Source organism: Bradyrhizobium liaoningense, from assembly GCF_018130955.1.
In the GTDB taxonomy this organism is placed as follows: domain Bacteria; phylum Pseudomonadota; class Alphaproteobacteria; order Rhizobiales; family Xanthobacteraceae; genus Bradyrhizobium; species Bradyrhizobium liaoningense_C.
On record NZ_JAFCJM010000016.1, the window covers coordinates 96,686 to 118,881 of the forward strand.

Genomic DNA, 22,196 nt, shown 5'->3' on the forward strand with positions numbered 1-22,196 from the left:
ACTTAAGTCCAGTCATCTGATGCCGGAACTATAGACGTTTCCGGTCGAAAAGCTGTTGCGGGACGGGCACACCAAGCGGAAAACGCTCCGCAGTTGTACGGAGGACACACCCTTGGCGTCCATAACGGCAATGAAATATCTTGCTTCAATATCAATTATTTAGTCGGGTTTTGCAGCGCCGGGAATGGCTCCCGGCACCGCCGTCCCGCGTCAGACGTCGAGCATCTCTTCGCTCGCGAACTCGGCTTTGTCCGAGATGAAGGCGAATCGTGCCTCCGCCTTGGTGCCCATCAGGCGTTCCACCGAATCGGCCGTGGTGTCGCGGTCATCGGCCAGCAGGACCACCTTGAGCAGCGTCCGCTTGCTCGGGTCCATGGTGGTTTCCTTGAGCTGCGCCGGCATCATCTCGCCGAGGCCTTTGAAGCGGTTCACCTCGACCTTGGCGTTGGCGTTGAATTCGCTCTTGAGCAACGCCTCCTTGTGGGCGTCGTCGCGGGCGTAGACCGATTTGGAGCCGTGGGTGAGCTTGTAGAGCGGCGGCACCGCCAGGAAGAGGTGACCCTCGTCGATCAGCCGCGGCATCTGCCGGTAGAAGAAGGTGATCAGCAGTGAGGCGATGTGGGCGCCGTCGACGTCGGCGTCGGTCATGATGATGATGCGCTGGTAGCGCAGATCCTCTTCGCGATATTGCGCGAGCGTGCCGGAACCGATCGCCTGCACGAGGTCGCTAAGCTGGGCGTTCGCCGTCAGCTTGTCCTTGCCGGCAGACGCCACGTTGAGGATCTTGCCACGCAAGGGCAGCACGGCTTGCGTCTTGCGATCACGCGCCTGCTTGGCGCTGCCGCCGGCCGAGTCGCCTTCGACGATGAAGAGTTCCGAACCTACGGTGCCGGCGTCGGTGCAGTCGGCGAGCTTGCCCGGCAGGCGCAGTTTCTTGCCCGCGGTCTTGCGCGCGGTTTCCTTCTCCTGCCGCCGGCGCAGGCGCTCCTCGGCGCGGTCGATCACGAAATCCAAAAGCCGGTTGGCCATGTTTGGATTGCCGGAGAGCCAATGATCGAACGGATCCTTCATCGCCTGTTCGACGATGCGCTGGGCTTCGGCCGTGGCGAGGCGGTCCTTGGTCTGGCCCTGGAATTCCGGCTCGCGCACGAACACCGAGAGCATCACGGCCGCGCCCACCATGACGTCTTCGGAGGTGACGGAGGCTGCGCGCTTGCCTTGGCCGACGCGCTCGGCGTGATCCTTGAGGCCGCGCAGCAGGGCGCTGCGCAGACCGGATTCGTGCGTGCCGCCGTCCGGCGTCGGCACCGTGTTGGTGTAGGAGGAGAGGAAACCGTCGGCATCCGCCGTCCACGCAACAGCCCATTCGCAGGCGCCATGCGCGCCGTTGCGGCCCGACTTGCCGGAGAAGATGTCGGGATGCACCAGCGTGTCGGCATGGATTGCGGCAGCCAGATAATCCTTCAAGCCGCCGGGGAAGTGGAATGTCGCCTCGGCCGGCACGTCCTCGATGCCTTTGAGCAATTCGGGCGCACAATTCCAGCGGATCTCGACGCCGCCGAACAGATAGGCCTTGGAGCGCGTCATCTTGAACAGGCGCTGCGGCTTGAACGCGGCCTTGGCGCCAAAGATGTCGGTGTCCGGCCTGAAGCGCACGCGCGTGCCGCGGCGGTTGTTGATCTTGCCGAGGTCCTCGAGCTTGCCCTTGGGATGGCCGCGCTCGAACGTCATGCGATAGAGTTTTTGGCTGCGCGCGACCTCGACCTCGAGGCGCGAGGACAGCGCGTTCACCACGGAGATGCCGACGCCGTGCAGACCGCCCGAGGTTTCATAAACCTTGCTGTCGAACTTGCCGCCCGAATGCAGCGTGCACATGATGACTTCGAGCGCCGACTTCTTCGGGAACTTTGGATGCGGGTCGACCGGAATGCCGCGGCCGTTGTCGGTGACGGTCAGAAATCCGTCCGCGCTCAGCTCGACCCCGATGAAGGTCGCGTGTCCGGCGAGCGCCTCGTCCATCGAGTTGTCGATCACTTCGGCAAAGAGGTGGTGCAGCGCCTTCTCATCGGTGCCGCCAATATACATGCCCGGCCGGCGCCGCACCGGCTCCAGACCCTCGAGCACCTCAATGTCGGCCGCAGTGTAGTCGGCCTCGCCGCCGGTTCCGCGGGAGGCCACCTTGAGGGGCGCGCGCGATTTCGGCTCGGTGCCCTCGAAGAGGTCGGTGTCTTTTGATTTCGAAGGCTTTTTCAATGGCTTGGACATTTGTCTTGATGTAGCTGGAGCGGCGCCGCGACGGCGAATCGATTAGGCCGACTATGCCATGGTTGGGCTGAAAAGGTGACCGTAGCGGGCACAAGACCGGCGTCGTTGCGGGTCAATCCCGGCGAATTTACGCACGGCACGCCCGAAATCCCGTCAATGTGACGCCTTTGCCGGGCCGAAGCCGCCCTTGACCGCCCTTTGTGACTTGAAGTCACGCAAGGCGGTGGCTTACCAGTTTTGTTCGATTGACCAAGACAGTCGGTCGACACGCGCGGCTGGGGCCGCGGTCAGCATACGCGGCGGGCGGGAAGGCATTTTTAGAGATGGAGCAGTATGCGCACGCAGTGGCTGAATTCGTGCGCGAGCATCAGGCCTGGGCCGCACCGATCGTGTTCCTGCTGGCATTCGGTGAATCGCTCGCCTTCATCTCGCTCCTCGTCCCCGCCTGGGGCGCGCTGGTCGCAATCGGAGCCCTGATCGGCGTCAGCGGCATCAGCTTCTATCCGGTATGGATCGCCGGCGGCCTTGGTGCAGCACTCGGCGACTGGGTCTCCTACTGGTTCGGCTTCCGCTACAAGGAGCAGGTCGCGCAGATGTGGCCGTTGTCGAGCTATCCGGACCTGCTGCCGCGGGGCGAAGCCTTCGTGAGGGACTGGGGCGTGCCGAGCATTTTCATCGGCCGCTTCTTCGGACCGCTGCGTGCCTCGGTGCCGCTCGCCGCGGGTATTTTCGAGATGCCGTATTGGAGCTTTCAGATCGCCAATTTCATCTCGGCGCTGGTATGGTCGGCGGTGCTGCTGATGTTCGGCGACGTCATCGGCAAGATCATGGAGTGGATCTCGCGCGTGGTCTGACCGGGCCGCTGCTTCAGCTCGGTCGGTGCGCTCCCTCTCCCGCTTGCGGGGGAGGGCTGGGGAGGGGGTGTCGCCGCAATCGAGAACCCTCTGTGGAGCGAGCCCCCAACCGGCGCTTCGCGCCGACCTCCCCCGCAAGCGGGAGAGGTTGACCGAGCCTGCGGCGAAGGCCATCGAACCTCAGAGCGAGGCGTTCCAGATTGACGGGATCCAGCGATAGCCTGCGCCATCCTTCTCGACTCGGACGAGGCCGGGGAAGGCGGCGTGGAAGGCCTGGATCGGCATCTTCTCGGCGATCGCCATGTCGTAGAGCTTGCGCCGCGTCGCCTGCGCCAGCGGCTTGTCGACGTCGGAGGCGATGTTCCATTCGGGGTGCTTGACGAACAGGAACGCCGCACCGGCCGTGATGTCGACCTGCACCAGTACCTTCTCCGATCCTGATGCGACGACGAAGGAGGTGTGGCCGGGCGTATGCCCGGGGCTCGCGACTGCCGTGATGCCGGACGCGACCTCCTTGCCGGACTCATATTGCGTGACCTTGCGGCCGAGCGCGTCGAACACGCGACGGATGTTCTTGAAGTTGTTTTCGAGGATGGGGTTGCCCATTCCCTTGCTCATCTCGCCGTCATCCATCCAGAACTTCCACTCCACCGCCGGCACCAGGATCTCGGCATTGGGGAAGGCCGGCTTGTTCTCGGCCGCGAGCAGGCCGTTGATGTGGTCGCCGTGGAAGTGCGAGATGATGACGGTATCAACCGCCGCGCGGTCGATGCTGGCCGCCGCAAGGTTGTTGTGGAACTGCCCGACCTTGCCCTTGGTCTGCGCGAACTGGTCCGGCCCAAGGCCGGTGTCGATCACGACGAGTTTTGGCCCGGTGTTGACCACGACAGGGTTGAAGGTGTGGGTCACCTTGTCGATCGGCAGATGGTTCTCGGCAAAAACCTTGTTGATCTCGTCCTTGGTGGCGCCGGCCGCGTAATTGTCGGCCAGGTTGACGGTGGACACGCCGTCGCAGACCACAGTGACCTGGTGGGTGCCGACATTGTAGCGATAGAAGCTCGCGTTCTGCTTCTCGGCCAGGGGAGCAGCAGCGTATGCGGGCGGCGCTTTTGCGAAGGGCAGGAGCGCCGAGGCGGCGGCGCCGGCTAGCGTGGCACGACGGGTGATCTCGGTCATGGCGATGTCCTGATCTGTTGTCCTGGTCTGACGTTCTGGTCTCTTTGGCCTTGTTGCGCTGATAGCACGGACTGGCGGAGGCTTGCGGCGCCAGTCCTACTCCGGAACCCCTTTCGCGAAAGGAAATTCCGCTGCAACCTCCGATTTGGTGCGCATCTTGCGGGCAGCATGCTGCTGTTGTGTCGCAGCAATTTGGGCTTGACCGGGGAACCCGCCGGCCTTATAGCCGCGCGCCATGATCAACGCCGCGACCATTTTGTTCGCCCGTCGCCGCCGCCGCACTCTTGCGGTTTGGGCGGTCGATCGCGTTTGAGATCATCGTCTTTGCCGCTGGACCCGATCCGCGGCATCCTCTCTCCTGTCAGCGCGATCTGATCCGGCGGCCCCACCAGGAGGCCAAGCAGGAGTTCGAGATGTACATTCCGCCCTTTTTCAAGCAGGACCGCGCCGCAAGCCTCGGATTTGCGGACGCGCGCGGTTTTGGCACCGTCTGCGCCTTTGACGGCGAGAAACCGGTCGCATCCGCGTTGCCGTTCTATCTGACCTATGCCGCCGACGGCACGCCGCAGGCCGCCTTTCATGTCGCCCGTCACAATCCGCTGGTAAAGCTCGCGGACGGCCAGGCGTCCTGGCTGCTCGCGATCAACGGTCCGGACGCCTATATATCGCCGGACTGGTACGTCTCGCCGGACCAGGTGCCGACCTGGCTCTACCAGTCAGTGCACCTGACCGGACCGGTGCGCGCTCTGTCGGACAGCGAGCTTGCGGTGCAGGTGGACACGCTCAGCGCCAAGTTCGAGGACTGGCTGCTCCCGAAGACGCCCTGGACGTCGGCGAAGATGACGGCCGGTCGGCGGGAGACGTTGAAGAACGCGATCGTGGGCCTGGTCATGACGGTGGAAGAGGTCGAAGGCAGCTTCAAGCTCAACCAGCACAAATCCGAAGCCGACTATGCGGCCGTGGCCGTTGCGCTCGGCTCGCAGACCGATCCCGGCTCGCAAGCGATTGCCGGCCTGATGCGGCAGACGCGGCCGGACGCGTTTGCAGATGAAACCAACAAGCTCGAAAGGAGCGTGCCATGAGCCTCGCTGATACAAAGCAAGCCCCGACCAGCGGCGCTGCTACCAAACCCGCCGTGTTCGTCGATGGCGGCTCCGGCACCACCGGGCTCGGCATCAACGAGCGGCTCAAGCTGTCGAACGACGTCGTCGTCAAGACGATCCCTGACGACAAGCGCAAGGACCCCGTCGCCAAGAAGGCGCTGATGGCGGAGGTCGATCTTGTGATCCTGTGCCTGCCTGACGATGCCGCCAAGGAAACGGTCGCGCTGATCGACAGCATGGGCGCCGCGGGGCCAAAAGTGCTGGACGCCTCGACCGCGTATCGGGTCGCGCCCGACTGGGCCTATGGTTTTGCCGAGCTCGCGCCCGACCAGGCCGACAAGATCAGGGCCGCCAAGAAGGTCTCCAATCCCGGCTGTTATCCAACCGGCGCGATCGCGCTACTGCGGCCGATCGTCGACGCCGGCCTGCTGCCGCCGGACTATCCCGTCACCGTCAACGCGGTGAGCGGCTATTCGGGCGGCGGCAAGTCGATGATCGCGAGCTTTGAGGACGGCAGCGCGCCGGCGTTCGAGCTCTACGGCCTCGGCTTCGAGCACAAGCACCTGCCGGAGATGCAGCTCTACTCGAAGCTGACGCGGCGGCCGATCTTCATTCCCTCCGTGGGCAACTACCGGCAGGGCATGCTGGTCTCGGTGCCGTTGCAGCTCGATACGCTGCCGGGCAAACCCAGCGGAGCCGATCTCCACGCAGCGCTCGCAACGCGCTACACCGGCTCAAAATTCGTTTCGGTGATGCCGCTCCAGAACGAGGCGACCAAGACCGGCCGGCTCGAGCCCGAGGCGCTCAACGAGACCAACCAGCTCGAGCTCTACGTCTTCGCAAGCGACAAGTACCACCAGGCGGTGCTGGTCGCGCGGCTGGACAATCTCGGCAAGGGTGCCTCGGGTGCCGCCGTGCAGAACATGCATTTGATGCTGGGGCTGCCGGAGAAGTAGGCGAAGCTCTCTCCACTCGTCATGGCCGGGCTTGTCCCGGCCATCCACGCGTAACCGCAAGTGTGGAAGAACGTGGATGCCCGGGACAAGCCCGGGCATGACGGTCGCGACGCTTCCGCGACGTACCACTCCTCAACGCAAAATGATGTCTGCCGGAAACGCCCGAACAGGCCGCCCGGCGCAGACGTTGTTGCGCGCCGCCACCGAGTCGCGGTGCAATTTCTCAATCTCGCCGAGCGAGCGGCTGGAGATCTCGCACGTCTCCTGATGGTCGTATGCATAAGCGCGCACGGCGCTCCAGGCGAGCGAGGCGCGAATATAGGCGTCGCAACGGCCCGGGACAAACCCACCGTTCATCGGCTTGGAGACCTCGACGGCCTCGCTGCGCAGGCGGGTCAGTTCGAGGCATTCCGCGTGCGCGGCGCCGCCAAATCCGGCGAGCGCGATCATTGTGACGGCTGGCAAAAGGGTCCGCATCGGGAAATCCTTCGCGTCGATTGTCTCAACTTGCGCGAAGGTATCCCGGATTGCAGTGGCGTGCAGCTCCTTTTCGGAGGTCTCAAACCACCTTGAAGATCGCCAGCGCGAGCACGGCCTGGGCCAGGAAGCCGACAGTGAAGGCCAGCGTGCGGAACACCGGGATCCCGATCGCGTAGACGATCAGGTGCGCGACGCGCGACCAGAAATACACGGCGCAGGCGAGCACGGTCCATTTGGTCGAATAGTCGATCGAATTGAGGATCAGCACCAGCGGCGCGAAGATCACGAGGTTCTCGACCGCATTGTCATGCGCGAACATCAGCCGGTTCGCCCATTCAGCGTGCGGCTTGTCGTTGCGGGAGGGGTTCGCCATGGCGCCGGAGAGGCCGCGGACCTGGGCGCGGTTGATGATGTAGGGGACCCAGAGGACACCGGTCAAAATCACCGTCAGCGTCAGCCAGAACAATTCGCGCGTCATGACCCGGTCCCCTCATTCATCCATCTTGGTGGGTTGAGCTTATACGAAAGTGCCCGCGATTGCGCTATGCGCGAACGCGGACATAGCTGCCGGGCGCGTCCTCGATCGGGGGCAGGGCCTCGCTGCCGACGGTGCGCGCCGGCACTTCTTCCGCGTCGATGCTGCTCAGCCATTCGCGCCAGTCCGGCCACCACGAGCCCTTGTGCTCCTGCGCGCCCTTCATCCACTGGGCCACCGTCACGTCCTTGATGTTGTCATTGGTCCAGTACTGGTACTTGTTCGAGGCCGGCGGGTTGACGACGCCGGCGATGTGGCCCGAGCCGGACAGCACATATTTCACGGGCCCGCCGAAGAACTGCGAGCCGTACAGCACCGACTCCGCCGGCGCGATGTGGTCCTCGCGGGTCGCAAGGTTGTAGACGGGCACCTTGACCTTGGAGAGGTCGAGCAGGGTGTTGTCCAGCACCATCGTGCCGGTGGAGAGGCGGTTCTCCAGATAACAGTTGCGCAAATAGTAGGAATGGTTCGACGCGCTCATGCGGGTGGCGTCCGAATTCCAGTGCAGGAGGTCGAATGCGCTGGGCTGCTGGCCCTTGAGATAGTTGCTGACGACGTAGGACCAGATCAGATCGTTGGAGCGCAGCATGTTGAAGGCCATCGCCATCTTGGAGCCTTCGAGGACGCCTGCGGCCTTCATGTCGCGCTCGAGCGCGGAGATCTGGTTCTCGTCGACGAACACCAGCAGGTCGCCGGCATGGGTGAAGTCGACCTGGGCGGCAAAGAACGTCGCCGACATCACGCGCTGGCGGCGCTTCTCGGCGAGCCATGCCAGCGTGGTCGCGAGCATGGTGCCGCCGACGCAATAGCCCGCGGTATGCACCTTCAACTCGCCGGTGGCCTTCTCGATCACGTCCATCGCCGTGAGCGGGCCTTCCTTCATGTAGTCTTCCCAGCTCTTGCTGCCGAGCTGCTTGTCGGGATTGACCCAGGAGATCACGAACACCGTGATACCCTGGTCGACGCACCATTTGATGTAGGATTTTTCCGGCTTGAGATCGAGAATGTAGAACTTGTTGATCCAGGGCGGCACGATCAGGAGCGGGGTGCGCAGCACCTTCTCCGTGGTCGGCGTATACTGGATGAGCTGCATCATCTCGTTCTGATAGATCACCTTGCCCGGCGTCGTCGCCATGTTGATGCCGAGCTCGAGATTGTCCGGATTGGACTGGCGGATCTTCAGCGTGCCCTTGCCGGCCGCGATGTCCTCGGCGAGCATCTTCAAGCCGCGCGCCAGATTGTCGCCGTTGGACGCGACCGTCTCGCGCAGCACCTCCGGATTGGTCAGCACGAAGTTCGACGGCGACAGCGCGTTGGTGACCTGCTGCATGTAGAACTCCGCCTTGCGGCGGGTGTGCGGATCGAGGCCGTCGGCGTCCTGCACCAGCTCATGCGCGCGCTTGGTGGTGAGCAGATAGAGCTGCTTCATGAAGTCGAAGAACTGGTTCGATTTCCACTCGGGGTCCGCGAAGCGCTTGTCGCGCGGCGACGCATCGATCGCGGGCGCGACCTGCTCGCCGGCCATGCGCCGCGCGGCCGTGCCCCAGAGGTCGAGATAGTCCTTGGCGAGCCTCGTCTGGAGCTCGGAGGCGCGCGCATTGTCCGACAGCCAGTATTCGGCGACCGCGGTGAAGGTCTTGACCATCTCGGTCAGTTCGGGCGGCGGCCGATCCTGGACGGCGGCGCCGTCGCGCGGCTGCAGCATGGCGGCGAGCGCCTTGCCCCCGTTCTCCATGGCCTTCGCGACGTTCATCGCGAAGGCTTCCGCATCGAACTTGGTCTCGGTCGGCTTGTCGGTCGTCACGGTACTCATGGAGAAAACACTACAGATTCATTCCGGGTTCGTCACCGCGAAGCTCGCATGTTGCGGGTTAATTGCTCTCCAAGATGTGTTGCACTGCGACAAAGTTTCTTGGTTCTGTCACATTGAAGCCGCAACGACAGGTTTCGTTGATCGAGCGCAGGTTATTGGGGGCGACAATGATCCGCGCTGCGAGTAATCTCGGCCCGCCTTGGGCTGGGATGGGTAGGGGATTTCCCAAGTGTTGGCGCTCCGAGTGTTGGCGTTCCAAGTTTTGGCGCGGGTGAACCGGCAATGGCGGCGGCTTGCGCTGGGCGCTCTGCTGACGGCGTCGTTTGCGCTTGCAGGTTGTTCCAGCCAGATCGCCGATTTGACACCGGCGGATGCCCAGCCGCGCCCGCGGGAGGCCGGCACCTATCTGCCGGTCCATGACGTGCCGCCGGCCCGCGACGAAGCTGGGGCGATCTCGCCCGAGCAGCGCGCCAAGATCGAGGCCGAGCTGATGGCTGCGCGCGACCGCCAGGCCACCGCCGCCAAGGACGCTAAATAACCGACGCTAAATGTCCGACCCCCAAATAGCGTTGGCCAAGGTAATCGCTGGCGTGCCAGCCCGTCCGTGCTACAACACGTCAATTCAGCCGAAAGTCAGGGCAGGGGAATTCATCAAGTCTCTCCTAATTCAACTCCAAGTATTTGATCTTGAGTTGATTTCTGGTGGTGACGACAGCCCCTTGGAAGGCCGGTCACGCGGCCTCCGATTCTGCCCCAGCCGGTTGTTCGGAGCTCACGAACCGAAGTCTGGACCCATGGAAGAATTTTACCGCATCCGCCGTCTGCCGCCTTACGTCTTCGAACAGGTCAACCGGGCCAAGGCGGCCGCGCGGAACGCCGGCGCCGATATCATCGACCTCGGCATGGGCAATCCGGACCTGCCGGCCCCGCCGCATGTGCTGGAGAAGTTGAAGGAGACCCTGGGCAAGCCGCGCACCGACCGCTACTCGGCGTCCCGCGGCATCAACGGCCTGCGCAAGGCCCAGGCCGCCTATTACGCCCGCCGCTTCGGAGTGAAGCTCAATCCGGACACCCAGATCGTCGCGACGCTAGGCTCCAAGGAAGGCTTTGCCAACGTGGCGCAGGCGATCACCGCGCCCGGTGACGTGATCCTCTGTCCGAACCCGAGCTACCCGATTCACGCCTTCGGCTTTTTGATGGCGGGCGGTGTGATCCGCTCGGTTCCGTCGGAACCGACGCCGCAATTCTTCGAGGCGGTGGAGCGGGCGATCGTGCATTCGATCCCAAAACCGCTGGCGCTGGTGGTCTGCTATCCCTCGAACCCGACCGCCTATGTCGCGAGCCTCGATTTCTACAAGGACCTCGTGGCGTTCGCGAAGAAGCACGAGATCCTGATCCTGTCGGATCTCGCTTATGCGGAAGTCTATTTCGACGAGAGCAACCCGCCGCCCTCGGTGCTGCAAGTGCCCGGCGCGATGGATGTCACCGTCGAGTTCACCTCGATGTCGAAGACCTATTCGATGGCCGGCTGGCGCATGGGCTTTGCGGTCGGCAATGAGCGCGTCATCGCGGCGCTGGCGCGGGTCAAATCCTATCTCGACTATGGTGCGTTCACGCCGATCCAGGTCGCGGCAACAGCGGCGCTGAACGGACCGGACGATTGCATCAAGGAGATGCGCGACACCTATCGCAAGCGGCGCGAGGCGCTGGTGGAGTCGTTCGGCCGCGCCGGCTGGGAGATCCCGCCGCCGTCTGCCTCGATGTTCGCCTGGGCGCCGCTGCCGGAGGCGTTCCGCAGCGTCGGCAGCATGGAATTCGCGACCCTGATGGTGGAGAAGTCAGGCGTGGTGGTATCGCCCGGCGTCGGCTTCGGCGAGCATGGTGAAGGATATGTCCGCATCGCCATGGTGGAAAACGAGCAGCGTATCCGGCAGGCCGCGCGCGGCGTGCGCCGCTTCCTTGAAAGCGGCATCGAAACGTTGCACAACGTCGTTCCGCTCGCCAATCGGCGTTAATTCTTTCCGGCAGGTTTTCGTTAGTTATGGTCGCACCCCTGAAAGTGGGTATTGCGGGGCTCGGCACCGTGGGCGCCGAAGTTGTCCGTCTCATTGAATCCCAGGCCCGCGTGCTCTCGGGCCGCAGCGGCCGCGGCATCCGCGTCGTCGCCGTCACCGCGCGCTCCAAGGCCAAGAAGCGCAACGTCGATCTGCGCGGCGTCGAATGGGTCAAGGATCCGCTCGCGCTCGCCACCCATGACGGCATCGACTGCTTCGTCGAGCTGATGGGCGGCTCCGGCGATCCCGCGCTGTCTGCCGTCGAGGCGGCGCTGAAGTCGGGCAAGTCGGTCGTAACAGCCAACAAGGCGCTGCTCGCCAAGCACGGGCTGAAGCTCGCCAAAGCTGCCGAAAACCATGGCGGCGCGCTGAACTTCGAGGCAGCGGTCGGCGCCGCGATCCCGGTCATCAAGACGCTGCGCGAGGGCCTTGCGGCGACCGGCATCAACCGCGTCTACGGCATTCTCAACGGCACCTGCAATTACATCCTGACGCGGATGGAGCAGGAGGGCCTGTCGTTCGCCGAATGTCTGAAGGACGCGCAGCGGCTCGGCTATGCCGAGGCCAATCCGTCCTTTGACGTCGACGGCCATGACACCGCCCAGAAGCTCGCGATCCTGGCGAGCCTCGCCTTCGGCACGAAAGTTGCTCAAAGCGCTGTCTATGTCGAAGGTATCTCCTCCATCGCGCCGGAAGATTTGCGCGCGGCCGACGATCTCGGCTACCGCCTCAAGCTGCTCGGTGTTGCCGTCCGCACCGCCAAGGGCATCGAGCAGCGCGTGCATCCGACCATGGTTCCAAAATCCTCCTCGATCGCGCAGGTGATGGGCGTCACCAATGCGGTCACGATCGACGGCGAGGGCATTCCGCCGATCACGCTGGTCGGCCCCGGCGCCGGCGGCGCTGCGACCGCGTCAGCGGTGCTGGCCGACATCGCCGACGTCGCGCGCGGCATCCGCGCAAAGCCGTTCGGGCGGCCCGTCGCGCAGCTCCGCGACACCAAGAAGGCGCCGATGGAGCGGCACGAGGGCGGCTATTACATCCGCCTTTTGGCGCGCGATTTCCCTGGCACCGCGGCTGCGATCGCGACCCGGCTCGCCGAGCAGAAGATTTCGATCGAGTCCATCGTGCAACGCCATCCCAACGGGGGCAATGCGGCGGCCGACGGCAAAACTTCTCCCGTGCCCGTCATTCTGATTACCTATGCGACCCATGAGGATGCCGTGCGCCGAGCGCTTGCTGCCGTGCAGAAGGACAAGGTCATCAGCGGACGGCCGCAGGTGATCAGAATCGAGAAGAACTAGCGCATGATCCGGAAAAGTGTGCAGCGGTTTTCCGATAAGATCATGCGCAATCAAAGGCGCGGTTCGAACGAACGCGCGCGACGCGAATTAAAGCGCTGAGCTGTCTTGAAGGAGTGAGCCAAATGTCGACCCATATTTCAGTCCCGCCGCATGCCTTGCTCGAGCGCATCCTGACGCTGGAGATCGTGCGCGTGACGGAGCGGGCGGCGGTGTCGTCGGCGCGGCTGCGCGGGCACGGTAACGAAAAGGCGGCCGACCAGGCCGCGGTCGATGCGATGCGGCGCGAGCTCAACAAGCTGCCGATCGAGGGCACCATAGTGATCGGCGAGGGCGAGCGCGACGAGGCGCCGATGCTCTTCATCGGCGAGAAGGTCGGCATGAACGCCGGCCCGCAGGTCGATATCGCCGTCGACCCGCTCGAAGGCACCACGCTGTGCGCCAAGAACATGCCGGGCGCGATCGCCACCATGGCGATGGCCGACGGCGGCACGCTGCTGCACGCGCCCGACGTCTACATGCAGAAGCTCGCGATCGGCCCGGGTTACGCCAAGGGCGTGGTCGAGCTCGACGCCACGCCTGCCGACAACGTGCGCCGTCTGGCGAAGGCCAAGGGCGTCGGCCCCGAGGCGATCACAGTGCTGGTGCTGGACCGTCCGCGCCACGCCGACATCATCACGAGCGTGCGCTCGACGGGCGCCGCAGTGCGCCTCATCACCGACGGCGACGTCGCCGGCGTCATCCACTGCGCCGACCCTGACAACACCGGCGTCGACATGTATCTCGGCACCGGAGGCGCGCCTGAGGGCGTGCTGGCTGCTGTGGCGCTGCGCTGCATCGGCGGCCAGATGCAGTGCCGCCTGATTCTCGATTCCGACGAGAAGCGCGAGCGCGCCGCCAAGATGGGCGTCAACGATCCCAAGATGATCTACGGCATCGAGGACATGGCGAAGGGCGACTGCCTGTTCGCCGCCACCGGCGTCACCACGGGCTCGCTGCTCTCCGGTGTCAAGTTCCGCAAGGACGGCGTGATCGAGACCGAGACAGTGGTGATGCGCTCCGTCACCGGCACCGTGCGCTACATCAAGGCCGAGCACCGCGAACTCGCGAAGTTCCATCTGGATTAAGACGCTTCGTCATTCCACATTGCGCAAGTGCGCAATGGGGGCTCGCGAAGCGAGAGCCCGGAATCCATCGGGCGGCAGAGTCTGAGGTGAAATGGATTCCGGGTTCGATGCTGCGCATCGCCCCGGAATGACTGCGATAAAAATACGGGGAAGCGCACATGTCCGACCTGTCCTCCGTGAAGGCGCTGGTGTTCGACGTGTTCGGCACCGTCGTGGACTGGCGCACCAGCCTGATCACCGACTTCATGTGGTGGGGGAAGGGCCGCGGCATCACTGCCGACTGGACCGCGCTCGTTGATGGCTGGCGCGGCATGTACGTCGCCTCGATGGACGACGTACGCAGGCATCCCGAGCGCGGCTACGTCATGCTCGACGTCCTGCATCGCCGCTCGCTGGAAAAGCTGGTCGAGAAATTTGCCATCAAGGGCCTGACTGATACCGATCTCGACTATCTCACCAAGGGCTGGCACCGCCTGCATCCCTGGCCGGACAGTGTCGCGGGGCTGACACGGCTGAAGACCAAATTCGTCATCTCGCCGCTCTCGAACGGCAACGTCGCACTCCTCACCAACATGGCGAAGTTTGCGGGCCTGCCGTGGGACCTCGTGATGTCCGCGGAATTGTTCGAGCACTACAAGCCCGACGCCGAAACCTATCTCGGCGCCGCGCGCCTCCTGGGCTTGAAGCCCGAGGAGGTCATGATGGTCGCCGCCCACAACAACGATCTCGCCGCCGCACAGAAGAACGGTCTCAAGACCGCCTTCGTCGCGCGTCCGACCGAGTACGGTCCGCTGCAGAAGGTGGACTTCGAAGCCACCGGCAGCTGGGACATCGTCGCCAGGGATTTCGGCGGCATTGCCGACCGGCTGGGGTGCTAGGCGGCGCTGCAGGAGACGTAGCCGGCTTACATTTCTCCAACCGGCGCCATATTTTTCACGGTAACGTCGAGGCTTGAGACAGTCGGGGAGATAACCGGAGGAGTGGACCTTGCGCTATTTCTTCGAGGACTACTCATTCGACACTGATCAGCGCGAGCTGAGGCGCGGGCCCGAACTGATCCCGACGGCTCCCCAGGTTTTCGACCTGCTCGACTATCTGATCCGAAACCGGGACCGCGTCGTCAGCAAGGACAATCTGGTGGAGTCGGTCTGGAACGGACGCATCGTGTCCGATGCCGCGGTGACGACCCGCCTGAATGCGGCTCGGACCGTCATTGGCGATTGCGGCGAAGAGCAGCGCCTGATCAAGACGCTGCCGCGCAAGGGTTTTCGCTTCGTCGGTTCGGTGCGGGAAGCGCCGGGTCGGGCAGCTCCCGCCGGTGTCGGGAGCGCGGCTGGCCGCGACGCGCCCGCCTCGGCTTCACCGCCGCATCTGTCCATCGTTGTGCTGCCCTTCGCCAACCTCAGCGGCGATCCCGCGCAGGACTACTTCGCCGACGGCATAACCGAGAGCCTGACCACGGACCTGTCACGCATTCGGGGCTCGTTCGTGATCGGCCGGCACACCGCCTTCACCTACAAGGGAAAGCTGACGAAGCTCAAGCAGATCGGACAAGAGCTTGGTGTGCGATATGTGCTCGAAGGATCGGTTCAACGAAGCGGAAACCGCCTTCGGGTGAACGTTCAGCTTGTGGATGCGGAAACCGGCGCGCACCTGTGGGCAGATCGTTTCGACAAGACGATCGCCGATCTCTTCGACATGCAGGACGAGATCGTATCGAGGCTCGCCAATGCCTTGCAGGCCGAGCTCACTGAGCAGGAGGCAAGGCGATCGGAACGATCTCCGCACCCCAGTTCGATGGACCTGTATTTCCAGGGCAAGACCACGTTGTACAAGGGTTGGACGCCTGAACATGCGGTAAAGGCTCGCGGGCTTTTCGAGCAGGCGCTTGCCCTCGATCCGGACAACCTCGAGGCGATGATCTGGACCGCCGTTGTGGATCTGCTGGTCGGCGTTGCACACATGAGTGATGACAAGGCCGCGCTTGTTGCGACTGCCGAGGCGACGCTGATGAAGGTGCTGTCTGTCGCTCCGAACCATGCGATGGCCCATCTCTACATGGGCACTGTGCTGATGGCTTCGAATCGCGGCGCCCAAGGCATTGCCGAGTGCGAGAGGGCGCTGGAGCTGGATCGCAATCTGGCCGAAGCGCATGCGCAGATCGGGATGGGCAAGTTCTACATGGGGCGCGGGTCCGAGATCGACGCGCACATGGATGTGGCGTTTCGCCTCTCGCCACGAGATATGTTCGCCTTCGATTGGCTCATGATGGTTGGCTTCGCAAGACTACAGGTTATGGCAGATGCTGAAGCCATCGCCTGGTTCCGGCGCAGCGTCGAGGCCAACCGGAACTATCCGCTCGCGCATTTCGCGCTCGGCGCGGCACTCGCGCTGCTCGGTTCGCAGGACGAGGCGGGGGCCGCCACCAAGGCCGGACTTGCGCTCGATCCGACCTTCACCGTTCGGCGCTACCGTCTCAATCCACAAAGCGATGACCCATTCTACCTCGCCAGGCGACAGCGCGTCGCCGAAGGCTTGCGCCTGGCTGGTGTGCCGGAGGGATGATGTCCGAGACCGGGCCTGTCGGTGCGCGCCTTCGGCGCGGCCCGTTGGCGCCAGCCTCTCTCAAAGAGGCCGTGAATGCCCGATGCGGCATGGCGAAGTTTGCGGGCCGGCCCTCGGATCTCGTGATGTCCCCGGAATTGTTCGAGCACGACAAGCCCGACAAAAGAACGGCCTGAGGACCGCTTTCGTCGCGCGCCCGACCGAGTACGCAACGCGACCACGTGAATGGCGAGTGCGGTAGAGGTCAAATCGGGTCGCGCCCTGTCCAAGAAGGTGCCGCGACGCGCGCATCCGCGCTGTTGCAGCAAAGCCTCGTCGACACGGAAGTTATTGGCATTCCGTCAGAATTCAAAAGCAGTGCTGTCCAGACCAAGACGATCGGACCGCCGCGCGCTAGCTGATCGCAACTCGGCAACAACCAGCACCCGGCACCAGTAGGAGCCGCGGTGCAGCGCCTCGCTCGCGAGGCGCGGACTGTCGCGCGAGGAGAATGCCGTCCTTTGCTCAGGAATTTTCATGCTCGAGTCCCGTTCGTCTCGTCGTCTGGCCGCTCTCCTCGGCTCCACCGCGCTGGTTGCAGTTGCGAGCGCTTCATCTTCGTTTGCCGGCAATGTGAGCTGGATCGGTAGCACGACGGATTGGCAGTCACCCGTCAACTGGACCGGCATCACAGTGCCGGGCATGACCGACACGGTGACCATCAACACGACGAACGCCCCCGCCATGCTTGTGAACGGCATGGCGGGGACCACTGGATCCCTGCTCGTCGGCACCGCCGGCAGCGGCTCGCTTTGGATTGACAACGGCCTGCAGTTGACGAGCTGGGCCAGCAGCAGCGTCGGCGACACGGCGGGCAGCACCGGCGTGGTCACGATACGAAACACCTCCAGTTGGGTGTTGCAGGGCGTTTCCCTGCTGGAGGTCGGCAAGGCCGGCAACGGTACGCTCGATCTCGCTCACGGCTCCTGGGTGACCGGCACGAACGCTGTCATCGGCACCCAGGGTGGATCCACCGGTCTTGTGACCATCGACGGGACGAATTCCAAGCTCCAGGTCAACGGCACCCTGACCGTCGGCAATAGCGGCAAGGGCACGATCAACATCACCAACGGCGGAAAGGCGCTCGGCGGTAATGCCGCCGTGGTCGGCGCTGCGAGCGGCGGCACCGGCTTCGTCACGGTCGATGGCGCCAACTCGTGGTTTTCCGCAAACGCCGTCACCGTCGGCTCGTCCGGGACAGGCACGGTCACGGTCACCAATGGGGGAACGCTCGGCGCAGGCCTTTACCTCGGCCTCGGTTACGCGAGCGGCGCAAGCGGCACTGTCACCATCACCGGAGCCGGCTCAAAGGTCCAGGTCGGCTCGGGAGGCACCGGCAACGTCTTCATTGGTGATCAGGGGGGCACCGGCACCTTGAAGCTTCAGTCCGGCGCGAGCGGCGTGGTCAGCGGCAACGTGACACTGGGCAACACCGTTAACACAAGCGGTACGCTGGACCTGTCGGGCAGCGGCACAACGCTTGCGATCAATTCGGTCGCCGGCAGTGGCGGTGGCTTTTATGTCGGCTACGCCGGAAACGGCACCGCCAATCTCAGCAATTCTGCGTCCCTGACTGCCGACAATATCTACGTGGGCTCCCAGGCCAACAGCCAGGGCACGCTCACCGTCCAATCAGGAGCAACCATCACCGGGCGCGTGACGCTCGGCGTCGGGGCCAACAGTTCGGGGACGTTCACAGTCACCGGGGCAGGCACGAACACAACGGTCGGTGCCGTTACGGTCGGAGATGCGGGCACCGGTTTCCTGAACGTCCTTGCCGGCGGCAAGGTTACCGGTGGCTTCACCGCCCTCGGCTTCGCCACCGGGGGCAGCGGCACGATCACGGTCGATGGAAGCGGCTCGCGCCTTGATCTGAGCGGCAATCTCTATGACGGCAGCTTTGGAGCCGGCGCCATTACGGTCTCGAACGGTGGTGTCATGACCGAGGCAGGCAATACCAATATCGGCTTCAAGGCGGGCGCCAGCGGCAGCCTCTCGATCAAGGGCGCGGGGTCGCAATACCTGAGCATCGGCAGCTCCGTCGACTTCAACATCGGCATCAACGGGGCCGCGACGGTCGACGTCAGCGACGGCGGCAAGCTTGTCGCCGGCCACACCCTTGGCGTCGGTATGAATACCGGGACCGCCACGCTCACCGTCGACGGCACCGGCTCGGTTGTCGAAGCCGATCGCATCTATGTCGGTTCCAACAAACCCGCCGGCGCGAAGGCCGTTCTCAACGTCGTCAATGGCGGCGCCGTCAACGTCCAATATGCGGAGCTGGGCTCAGCGGTGGTGAGCGGGGCCGGGTCGGCGTTGAATGTCTCTTCGGCCATCGGCGGCACTTCGCTGGTGATCGGTAGCAACAACGACAGCGTCCTCACCCTCAACAAGGGCGGTGCTGTGAATGCGGCAGGCAACGTCGTCATCGCGCAACAGGCCGGTTCGAACGGCCACCTCTACATTGGTTCGCTGACCGGAGGCACGCCGGCGACGGCGCCCGGTACGTTGACGGCCAGCGGCATCCAGTTTGGCGACGGCACCGGCGGTCTCATCTTCAACCACACCAGCGCCGCCTATACGTTCGCCGTGCCGATCTCTGGCAACGGCAGCATCGACAATTTTGCCGGTCACACCATCCTGACCGGGGACTCCAGCGGCTTCACGGGCTTCGCGGGCGTTGCGGGTGGCATTCTCTCGATCAACGGTTCGCTGGCGAACGGCAATTTTCACGTTCAGAACGGCGGAACGCTCGGCGGCACTGGCACGATCGGCACGCTCGACGTGACGAAGGGCGGCATCGTCGCCCCCGGCAACTCCATCGGCACGCTCACGGTTGCCAACTTTGCCGACTTCGCGAACGGCACGTTCTATCAGGTGCAGCTCGATGCCAAGGGCAATTCGGACAAGCTGGTCGTCGGCACCACGACCACGATCAATGGCGGCACGGTGCAAGCCCAGGTGCAGGCCGGCAGCTATGCTCCCAGCACCAAATATACGATCCTCACCTCGGCCGGCGGTGTCACCGGCACCTTTGCCGGCGCGACGTCGGATGCGGCGTTCCTGACGCCGTCGCTGAGCTATGACGCCAACGACGTCTACCTGACCATGACGCGCAATGTGGCGAGCTTTGCCAGCGTCGGTGCGACGCCTAACCAGGCTGCGACCGGCGGAGCGGTCGATCCGTTCGGCTACGGCAACAGGCTCTGGAATGCGGTGGTTACGCTCAATGCCGCGCAGGCGCGCTCGGCCTTCGACCAGCTCTCCGGCGACATTCACCCTTCGACGCTGGGCGTTCTCGTCGAGGACAGCCGCTTCGTGCGCGCTGCCGCGATCGACCGGCTGCGTGAGTCCTTCAGCGCCGTCGGCACTGGCAGCAGGTCGGCGATGGCCTATGCGGCCGATCCCGCGACGGTGAAGCCCGATGCTGCGTTTGCGGTGTGGGGCCGCGTGATCGGCTCCTGGGGGCGGGCCGGCAGCGACGGCAATGCGGCGGCGCTGTCGCACAACACCGGCGGCTTCTTCTCCGGCATCGATTCCCGCGTCGGTGACGATTGGCGCGTCGGCGTGCTGAGCGGCTACACGCATGCGAACCTGAGCAGCGCGAGCGACGCATCGCGCGCGTCGGTCGAAAGCTATCATTTCGGCGGCTTCGCCGGCGCGCAGTGGGGAGCGATTGGCTTCCGCAGCGGCGCGGCCTATAGCTGGCACCACATCGGCAGCAGCCGGACGGTCGCGATCCCCGGCTTCACCGACCAACTCTCCGCGGGCTACGGGGCCACCACGGCGCAGGCGTTCGGCGAACTCGGCTACCGGATCGATCTGTCGAGGAGAGGGGCGCTGGAGCCGTTCGCCGCGCTCGCCTATGTCGATACGCGCAGCAAGGGTTTCACCGAGGCCGGCGGCGACGGGGGCCGCGGCAACCAGCGGCGTCGGCTTTTCCACGCTCGGCTTGCGCGGCGCGGTCGGCTTCGAGCTCGGCGGCTTGGATGCGCGCTGGACGGGGATGCTCGGCTGGCGCCACGCCTATGGCGACGTGACGCCGGCAACCGCCATGAGCTTCGCCGGGAGCAACGTCTTCACCGTGGCCGGCCTGCCGATCGCGCGCGACGCCGCCGCCATCGAAGCCGGCTTCGACCTTGCCCTGACCCGCAACGCCACCTTCGGCGTCAGCTACACGGGGCAGTTTGCCAAGCGCGCGAACGACAATGGCGTGAAGGCGGACTTTAGCTGGAAGTTCTGAAGCGGGCGCGCCTCCTACCTTGGTCCCATTTACCCGGCCGCACTCCCTGGCCTGAATATGATCACGTCGCCTCCGCGTTCGCAGCAATGCCGGAGGCGGCGTGCGTGTTGTCAGACGTGGCGTGATCGGCGGGGGCGCCACAATGGAAGGTCTGAGGTGCAAAATGGCCATGTTCTATTTGCCTGCACTGATCCTCGATGCGTTTCTGAGTGTGTTGGAACTGATCATGAGCTCGTCCGAGCCGCGCTTGCCGAGTCGCAAGCCCGGCAAGCCGACCGTGATCATTCTGGAGTAACACCCTGGCGGGTGGACGGCTTCAGCCAGTGCGCTGCCGTCGGAGCGTCGCGGCGGGGCGTGAGCAAAACCGGGAGGCAATCATGGCAACGCGTTCCACGGTGCCTATGGCCGCGTGCGCGATGTTTCTCGCTGTATTCAACGCACCAGCGGCGCAGGCGGAAGAGCTGAGGCTCGTTACGCCGCCGCTCAGCATCCACAGAGAGCAGATACGACCTCCAGCGACCACACTTCCGGTCCCGTCGGGGTACACCAGGGAGCACGTCGTGCATGGCGATCGCGTGTTTCACGGCGAGGCCGCCAACGGGCAGTGCAGTGTGTGTCACGGCATCGATGGAAAGGGAACGCCGAACGGCAACGACCTGACTGCCGGCATGTTCGTCTGGAGCGACGGCAGCGTCAATGAGCTGAAGCGCACGATCCTGCACAACATGGCCGTGGCCCCCGGAATGGATGGCGACCTGAAGCCGGAGGATGTCGATGCCGTCGCGGCCTACGTTTGGGCCATCAGCCATCAGGATCTGTGATACCGAAATCTCGGGGTCGTGTGGAACGTCGTGTGCGGCGTCTCCAGGATCAGCGTGAAGGAGATCTTTCGGGGGGCTGGCCCTTCAAGATCGCGCAGTTGGTTGCCCTGTTCGCAATGGTATTGTTCTCGGGACTCGTGACGATCCCGATCAAATGGTTTGGCGGCTAGTCACGCGTCCAGAACAAGGCAAGGAAGAACGCAAATGGCCGCACGGATCATGATCCTCAACGGACCCAATCTCAATTTTCTCGGCATCAGGGAGCCGCACATCTACGGCTCGACGACGCTGAACGAGATCGAGGCGAGCTGCCAGGCGCTCGCCGATCAACTGGGGGTCTCGATCTCGTTCCATCAGTCGAACATGGAGGGCGAGCTCGTCAACCTGATCCAGTCCGCGCACGGCACGGCGGATGCGATCATCATGAACCCCGCGGCCTATTCCTTCACCTCGGTCGCGCTGATCGATGCGCTGAAGATCTTTGAGGGCGTGAAGATCGAGGTGCATATCTCGAACATCCATGCGCGGGACGAGCTGCATCGCCACTCGATCACGTCGAGTGCCTGCACGGCGGTCATTTGCGGCCTGGGTCCCTACGGCTATCTCGCCGCGATCCTGGCGGCCGTACAACGGCTCGGACAATTGCCTGCAACGATTGCGCCGGCGCTGCACGGGCTTGCGACTGGCGGCAAGGCGTAGAGCATGATCCGGAAAAGTGCGCGGCGGTTTTCCCTCGCGACAAACGCGGAACGCGTTTGCGCGGAGATCATGCTCTGACAAAGAACGGGGGGCGGGATGCACGGAGCTGGATCTTCTCGCTATCTGGAGTGACGTCGAGGCGCACGATCTGACCGGAGAGCGTCA

General features: G+C 64.2%; 19 protein-coding genes and 2 pseudogenes. 15 read left to right on the top strand and 6 right to left on the bottom strand.

The window, feature by feature from the left end; genetic code table 11:
* Positions 1-210 precede the first annotated feature (210 nt).
* Complete coding sequence (parE, locus tag JQ632_RS16120; protein ID WP_212403560.1) at positions 211-2,265, bottom strand: DNA topoisomerase IV subunit B; 2,055 nt, start codon at positions 2,263-2,265, stop codon at positions 211-213.
* 323 nt (positions 2,266-2,588) lie between these two features.
* On the opposite strand from parE, the gene JQ632_RS16125 reads away from it, so the two are divergent.
* On the top strand, positions 2,589-3,119 hold the full coding sequence (locus tag JQ632_RS16125; RefSeq protein ID WP_212403561.1) for a DedA family protein: 531 nt from the start codon (positions 2,589-2,591) through the stop codon (positions 3,117-3,119).
* A 180-nt stretch (positions 3,120-3,299) separates the two neighbouring features.
* Here the strand turns inward: JQ632_RS16125 and JQ632_RS16130 are convergent, their stop codons facing one another.
* On the bottom strand, positions 3,300-4,295 hold the full coding sequence (locus tag JQ632_RS16130; protein ID WP_212403562.1) for an MBL fold metallo-hydrolase: 996 nt from the start codon (positions 4,293-4,295) through the stop codon (positions 3,300-3,302).
* Positions 4,296-4,391: 96 nt separating this feature from the next.
* Complete coding sequence (locus JQ632_RS16135; RefSeq protein WP_212403563.1) at positions 4,392-4,550, bottom strand: hypothetical protein; 159 nt, start codon at positions 4,548-4,550, stop codon at positions 4,392-4,394.
* A gap of 158 nt (positions 4,551-4,708) precedes the next feature.
* On the opposite strand from JQ632_RS16135, the gene JQ632_RS16140 reads away from it, so the two are divergent.
* Both JQ632_RS16140 and argC read left to right on the top strand, forming a co-directional pair.
* Positions 4,709-5,377: an FMN-binding negative transcriptional regulator gene (locus tag JQ632_RS16140; protein ID WP_212403564.1), complete on the top strand. Its 669-nt coding sequence runs from the start codon at positions 4,709-4,711 to the stop codon at positions 5,375-5,377.
* A complete protein-coding gene (gene argC, locus JQ632_RS16145) occupies positions 5,374-6,354 on the top strand; it encodes an N-acetyl-gamma-glutamyl-phosphate reductase (protein WP_212403565.1) in 981 nt (326 codons plus the stop codon). Before JQ632_RS16140 ends, argC begins: the two co-directional genes overlap by 4 nt.
* A gap of 132 nt (positions 6,355-6,486) precedes the next feature.
* Here argC and JQ632_RS16150 read toward each other — a convergent pair whose 3' ends face one another.
* The 3 genes from JQ632_RS16150 to JQ632_RS16160 all read right to left on the bottom strand — a co-directional run bounded on the left by JQ632_RS16150 (position 6,487) and on the right by JQ632_RS16160 (position 9,182).
* Positions 6,487-6,804: a hypothetical protein gene (locus JQ632_RS16150; protein ID WP_212403566.1), complete on the bottom strand. Its 318-nt coding sequence runs from the start codon at positions 6,802-6,804 to the stop codon at positions 6,487-6,489.
* A 109-nt stretch (positions 6,805-6,913) separates the two neighbouring features.
* A complete protein-coding gene (locus JQ632_RS16155; RefSeq protein ID WP_212403567.1) occupies positions 6,914-7,312 on the bottom strand; it encodes an MAPEG family protein in 399 nt (132 codons plus the stop codon).
* 64 nt (positions 7,313-7,376) lie between these two features.
* Entirely contained in the window at positions 7,377-9,182 is a 1,806-nt protein-coding gene (locus JQ632_RS16160; protein WP_212403568.1) for an alpha/beta hydrolase, read from the bottom strand.
* Positions 9,183-9,426: 244 nt separating this feature from the next.
* Here JQ632_RS16160 and JQ632_RS16165 point away from each other — a divergent pair, with 244 nt between their 5' ends.
* The 12 genes and pseudogenes from JQ632_RS16165 (at position 9,427) to aroQ (ending at position 22,031) form a co-directional block, all read left to right on the top strand.
* Positions 9,427-9,720 (top strand): hypothetical protein, encoded by a 294-nt coding sequence (locus JQ632_RS16165; protein ID WP_312015613.1) that lies wholly within the window; start codon positions 9,427-9,429, stop codon positions 9,718-9,720.
* A gap of 256 nt (positions 9,721-9,976) precedes the next feature.
* Positions 9,977-11,197 (top strand): LL-diaminopimelate aminotransferase, encoded by a 1,221-nt coding sequence (locus JQ632_RS16170; RefSeq protein WP_212403569.1) that lies wholly within the window; start codon positions 9,977-9,979, stop codon positions 11,195-11,197.
* Positions 11,198-11,223: 26 nt separating this feature from the next.
* Positions 11,224-12,540: a homoserine dehydrogenase gene (locus JQ632_RS16175; RefSeq protein WP_212403570.1), complete on the top strand. Its 1,317-nt coding sequence runs from the start codon at positions 11,224-11,226 to the stop codon at positions 12,538-12,540.
* 122 nt (positions 12,541-12,662) lie between these two features.
* Positions 12,663-13,664 carry a class II fructose-bisphosphatase gene (gene glpX, locus JQ632_RS16180; RefSeq protein ID WP_212403571.1) on the top strand — a complete coding sequence of 334 codons (1,002 nt, stop codon included), beginning with the start codon at positions 12,663-12,665 and terminating at the stop codon, positions 13,662-13,664.
* 158 nt (positions 13,665-13,822) lie between these two features.
* A complete protein-coding gene (locus JQ632_RS16185) occupies positions 13,823-14,542 on the top strand; it encodes a haloacid dehalogenase type II (protein ID WP_212403572.1) in 720 nt (239 codons plus the stop codon).
* Between the two features lie 109 nt (positions 14,543-14,651).
* Positions 14,652-16,229: a winged helix-turn-helix domain-containing protein gene (locus JQ632_RS16190; protein WP_212403573.1), complete on the top strand. Its 1,578-nt coding sequence runs from the start codon at positions 14,652-14,654 to the stop codon at positions 16,227-16,229.
* A gap of 89 nt (positions 16,230-16,318) precedes the next feature.
* A pseudogene (locus JQ632_RS39465) lies at positions 16,319-16,437 on the top strand (haloacid dehalogenase type II); the annotation flags it as partial.
* A gap of 530 nt (positions 16,438-16,967) precedes the next feature.
* A pseudogene (locus tag JQ632_RS16195) lies at positions 16,968-20,162 on the top strand (autotransporter domain-containing protein); the annotation flags it as partial.
* A complete protein-coding gene (locus JQ632_RS40450; protein WP_409363489.1) occupies positions 20,134-20,511 on the top strand; it encodes an autotransporter domain-containing protein in 378 nt (125 codons plus the stop codon). The pseudogene JQ632_RS16195 and the gene JQ632_RS40450, both read left to right, overlap by 29 nt.
* Before the next feature lie 163 nt (positions 20,512-20,674).
* Positions 20,675-20,806 carry a hypothetical protein gene (locus JQ632_RS40070; RefSeq protein WP_283817679.1) on the top strand — a complete coding sequence of 44 codons (132 nt, stop codon included), beginning with the start codon at positions 20,675-20,677 and terminating at the stop codon, positions 20,804-20,806.
* Between the two features lie 82 nt (positions 20,807-20,888).
* The gene (locus tag JQ632_RS16200) at positions 20,889-21,332 is read left to right on the top strand and encodes a cytochrome c (RefSeq protein WP_212403575.1); all 444 of its coding nucleotides are present in this window, start codon (positions 20,889-20,891) and stop codon (positions 21,330-21,332) included.
* A 204-nt stretch (positions 21,333-21,536) separates the two neighbouring features.
* The gene (gene aroQ, locus JQ632_RS16205) at positions 21,537-22,031 is read left to right on the top strand and encodes a type II 3-dehydroquinate dehydratase (protein WP_212403576.1); all 495 of its coding nucleotides are present in this window, start codon (positions 21,537-21,539) and stop codon (positions 22,029-22,031) included.
* Positions 22,032-22,196 lie beyond the last annotated feature (165 nt).

Coding starts and splice junctions, on each gene's coding strand:
- parE (WP_212403560.1), bottom strand. CDS start 2,265: ATGTCCAAGCCATTGAAAAAGCCTTCGAAATCAAAAGACACCGACCTC.
- JQ632_RS16125 (WP_212403561.1), top strand. CDS start 2,589: ATGGAGCAGTATGCGCACGCAGTGGCTGAATTCGTGCGCGAGCATCAG.
- JQ632_RS16130 (WP_212403562.1), bottom strand. CDS start 4,295: ATGACCGAGATCACCCGTCGTGCCACGCTAGCCGGCGCCGCCGCCTCG.
- JQ632_RS16135 (WP_212403563.1), bottom strand. CDS start 4,550: ATGGTCGCGGCGTTGATCATGGCGCGCGGCTATAAGGCCGGCGGGTTC.
- JQ632_RS16140 (WP_212403564.1), top strand. CDS start 4,709: ATGTACATTCCGCCCTTTTTCAAGCAGGACCGCGCCGCAAGCCTCGGA.
- argC (WP_212403565.1), top strand. CDS start 5,374: ATGAGCCTCGCTGATACAAAGCAAGCCCCGACCAGCGGCGCTGCTACC.
- JQ632_RS16150 (WP_212403566.1), bottom strand. CDS start 6,804: ATGATCGCGCTCGCCGGATTTGGCGGCGCCGCGCACGCGGAATGCCTC.
- JQ632_RS16155 (WP_212403567.1), bottom strand. CDS start 7,312: ATGACGCGCGAATTGTTCTGGCTGACGCTGACGGTGATTTTGACCGGT.
- JQ632_RS16160 (WP_212403568.1), bottom strand. CDS start 9,182: ATGAGTACCGTGACGACCGACAAGCCGACCGAGACCAAGTTCGATGCG.
- JQ632_RS16170 (WP_212403569.1), top strand. CDS start 9,977: ATGGAAGAATTTTACCGCATCCGCCGTCTGCCGCCTTACGTCTTCGAA.
- JQ632_RS16175 (WP_212403570.1), top strand. CDS start 11,224: ATGGTCGCACCCCTGAAAGTGGGTATTGCGGGGCTCGGCACCGTGGGC.
- glpX (WP_212403571.1), top strand. CDS start 12,663: ATGTCGACCCATATTTCAGTCCCGCCGCATGCCTTGCTCGAGCGCATC.
- JQ632_RS16185 (WP_212403572.1), top strand. CDS start 13,823: ATGTCCGACCTGTCCTCCGTGAAGGCGCTGGTGTTCGACGTGTTCGGC.
- JQ632_RS40450 (WP_409363489.1), top strand. CDS start 20,134: ATGTCGATACGCGCAGCAAGGGTTTCACCGAGGCCGGCGGCGACGGGG.
- JQ632_RS40070 (WP_283817679.1), top strand. CDS start 20,675: ATGGCCATGTTCTATTTGCCTGCACTGATCCTCGATGCGTTTCTGAGT.
- JQ632_RS16200 (WP_212403575.1), top strand. CDS start 20,889: ATGGCAACGCGTTCCACGGTGCCTATGGCCGCGTGCGCGATGTTTCTC.
- aroQ (WP_212403576.1), top strand. CDS start 21,537: ATGGCCGCACGGATCATGATCCTCAACGGACCCAATCTCAATTTTCTC.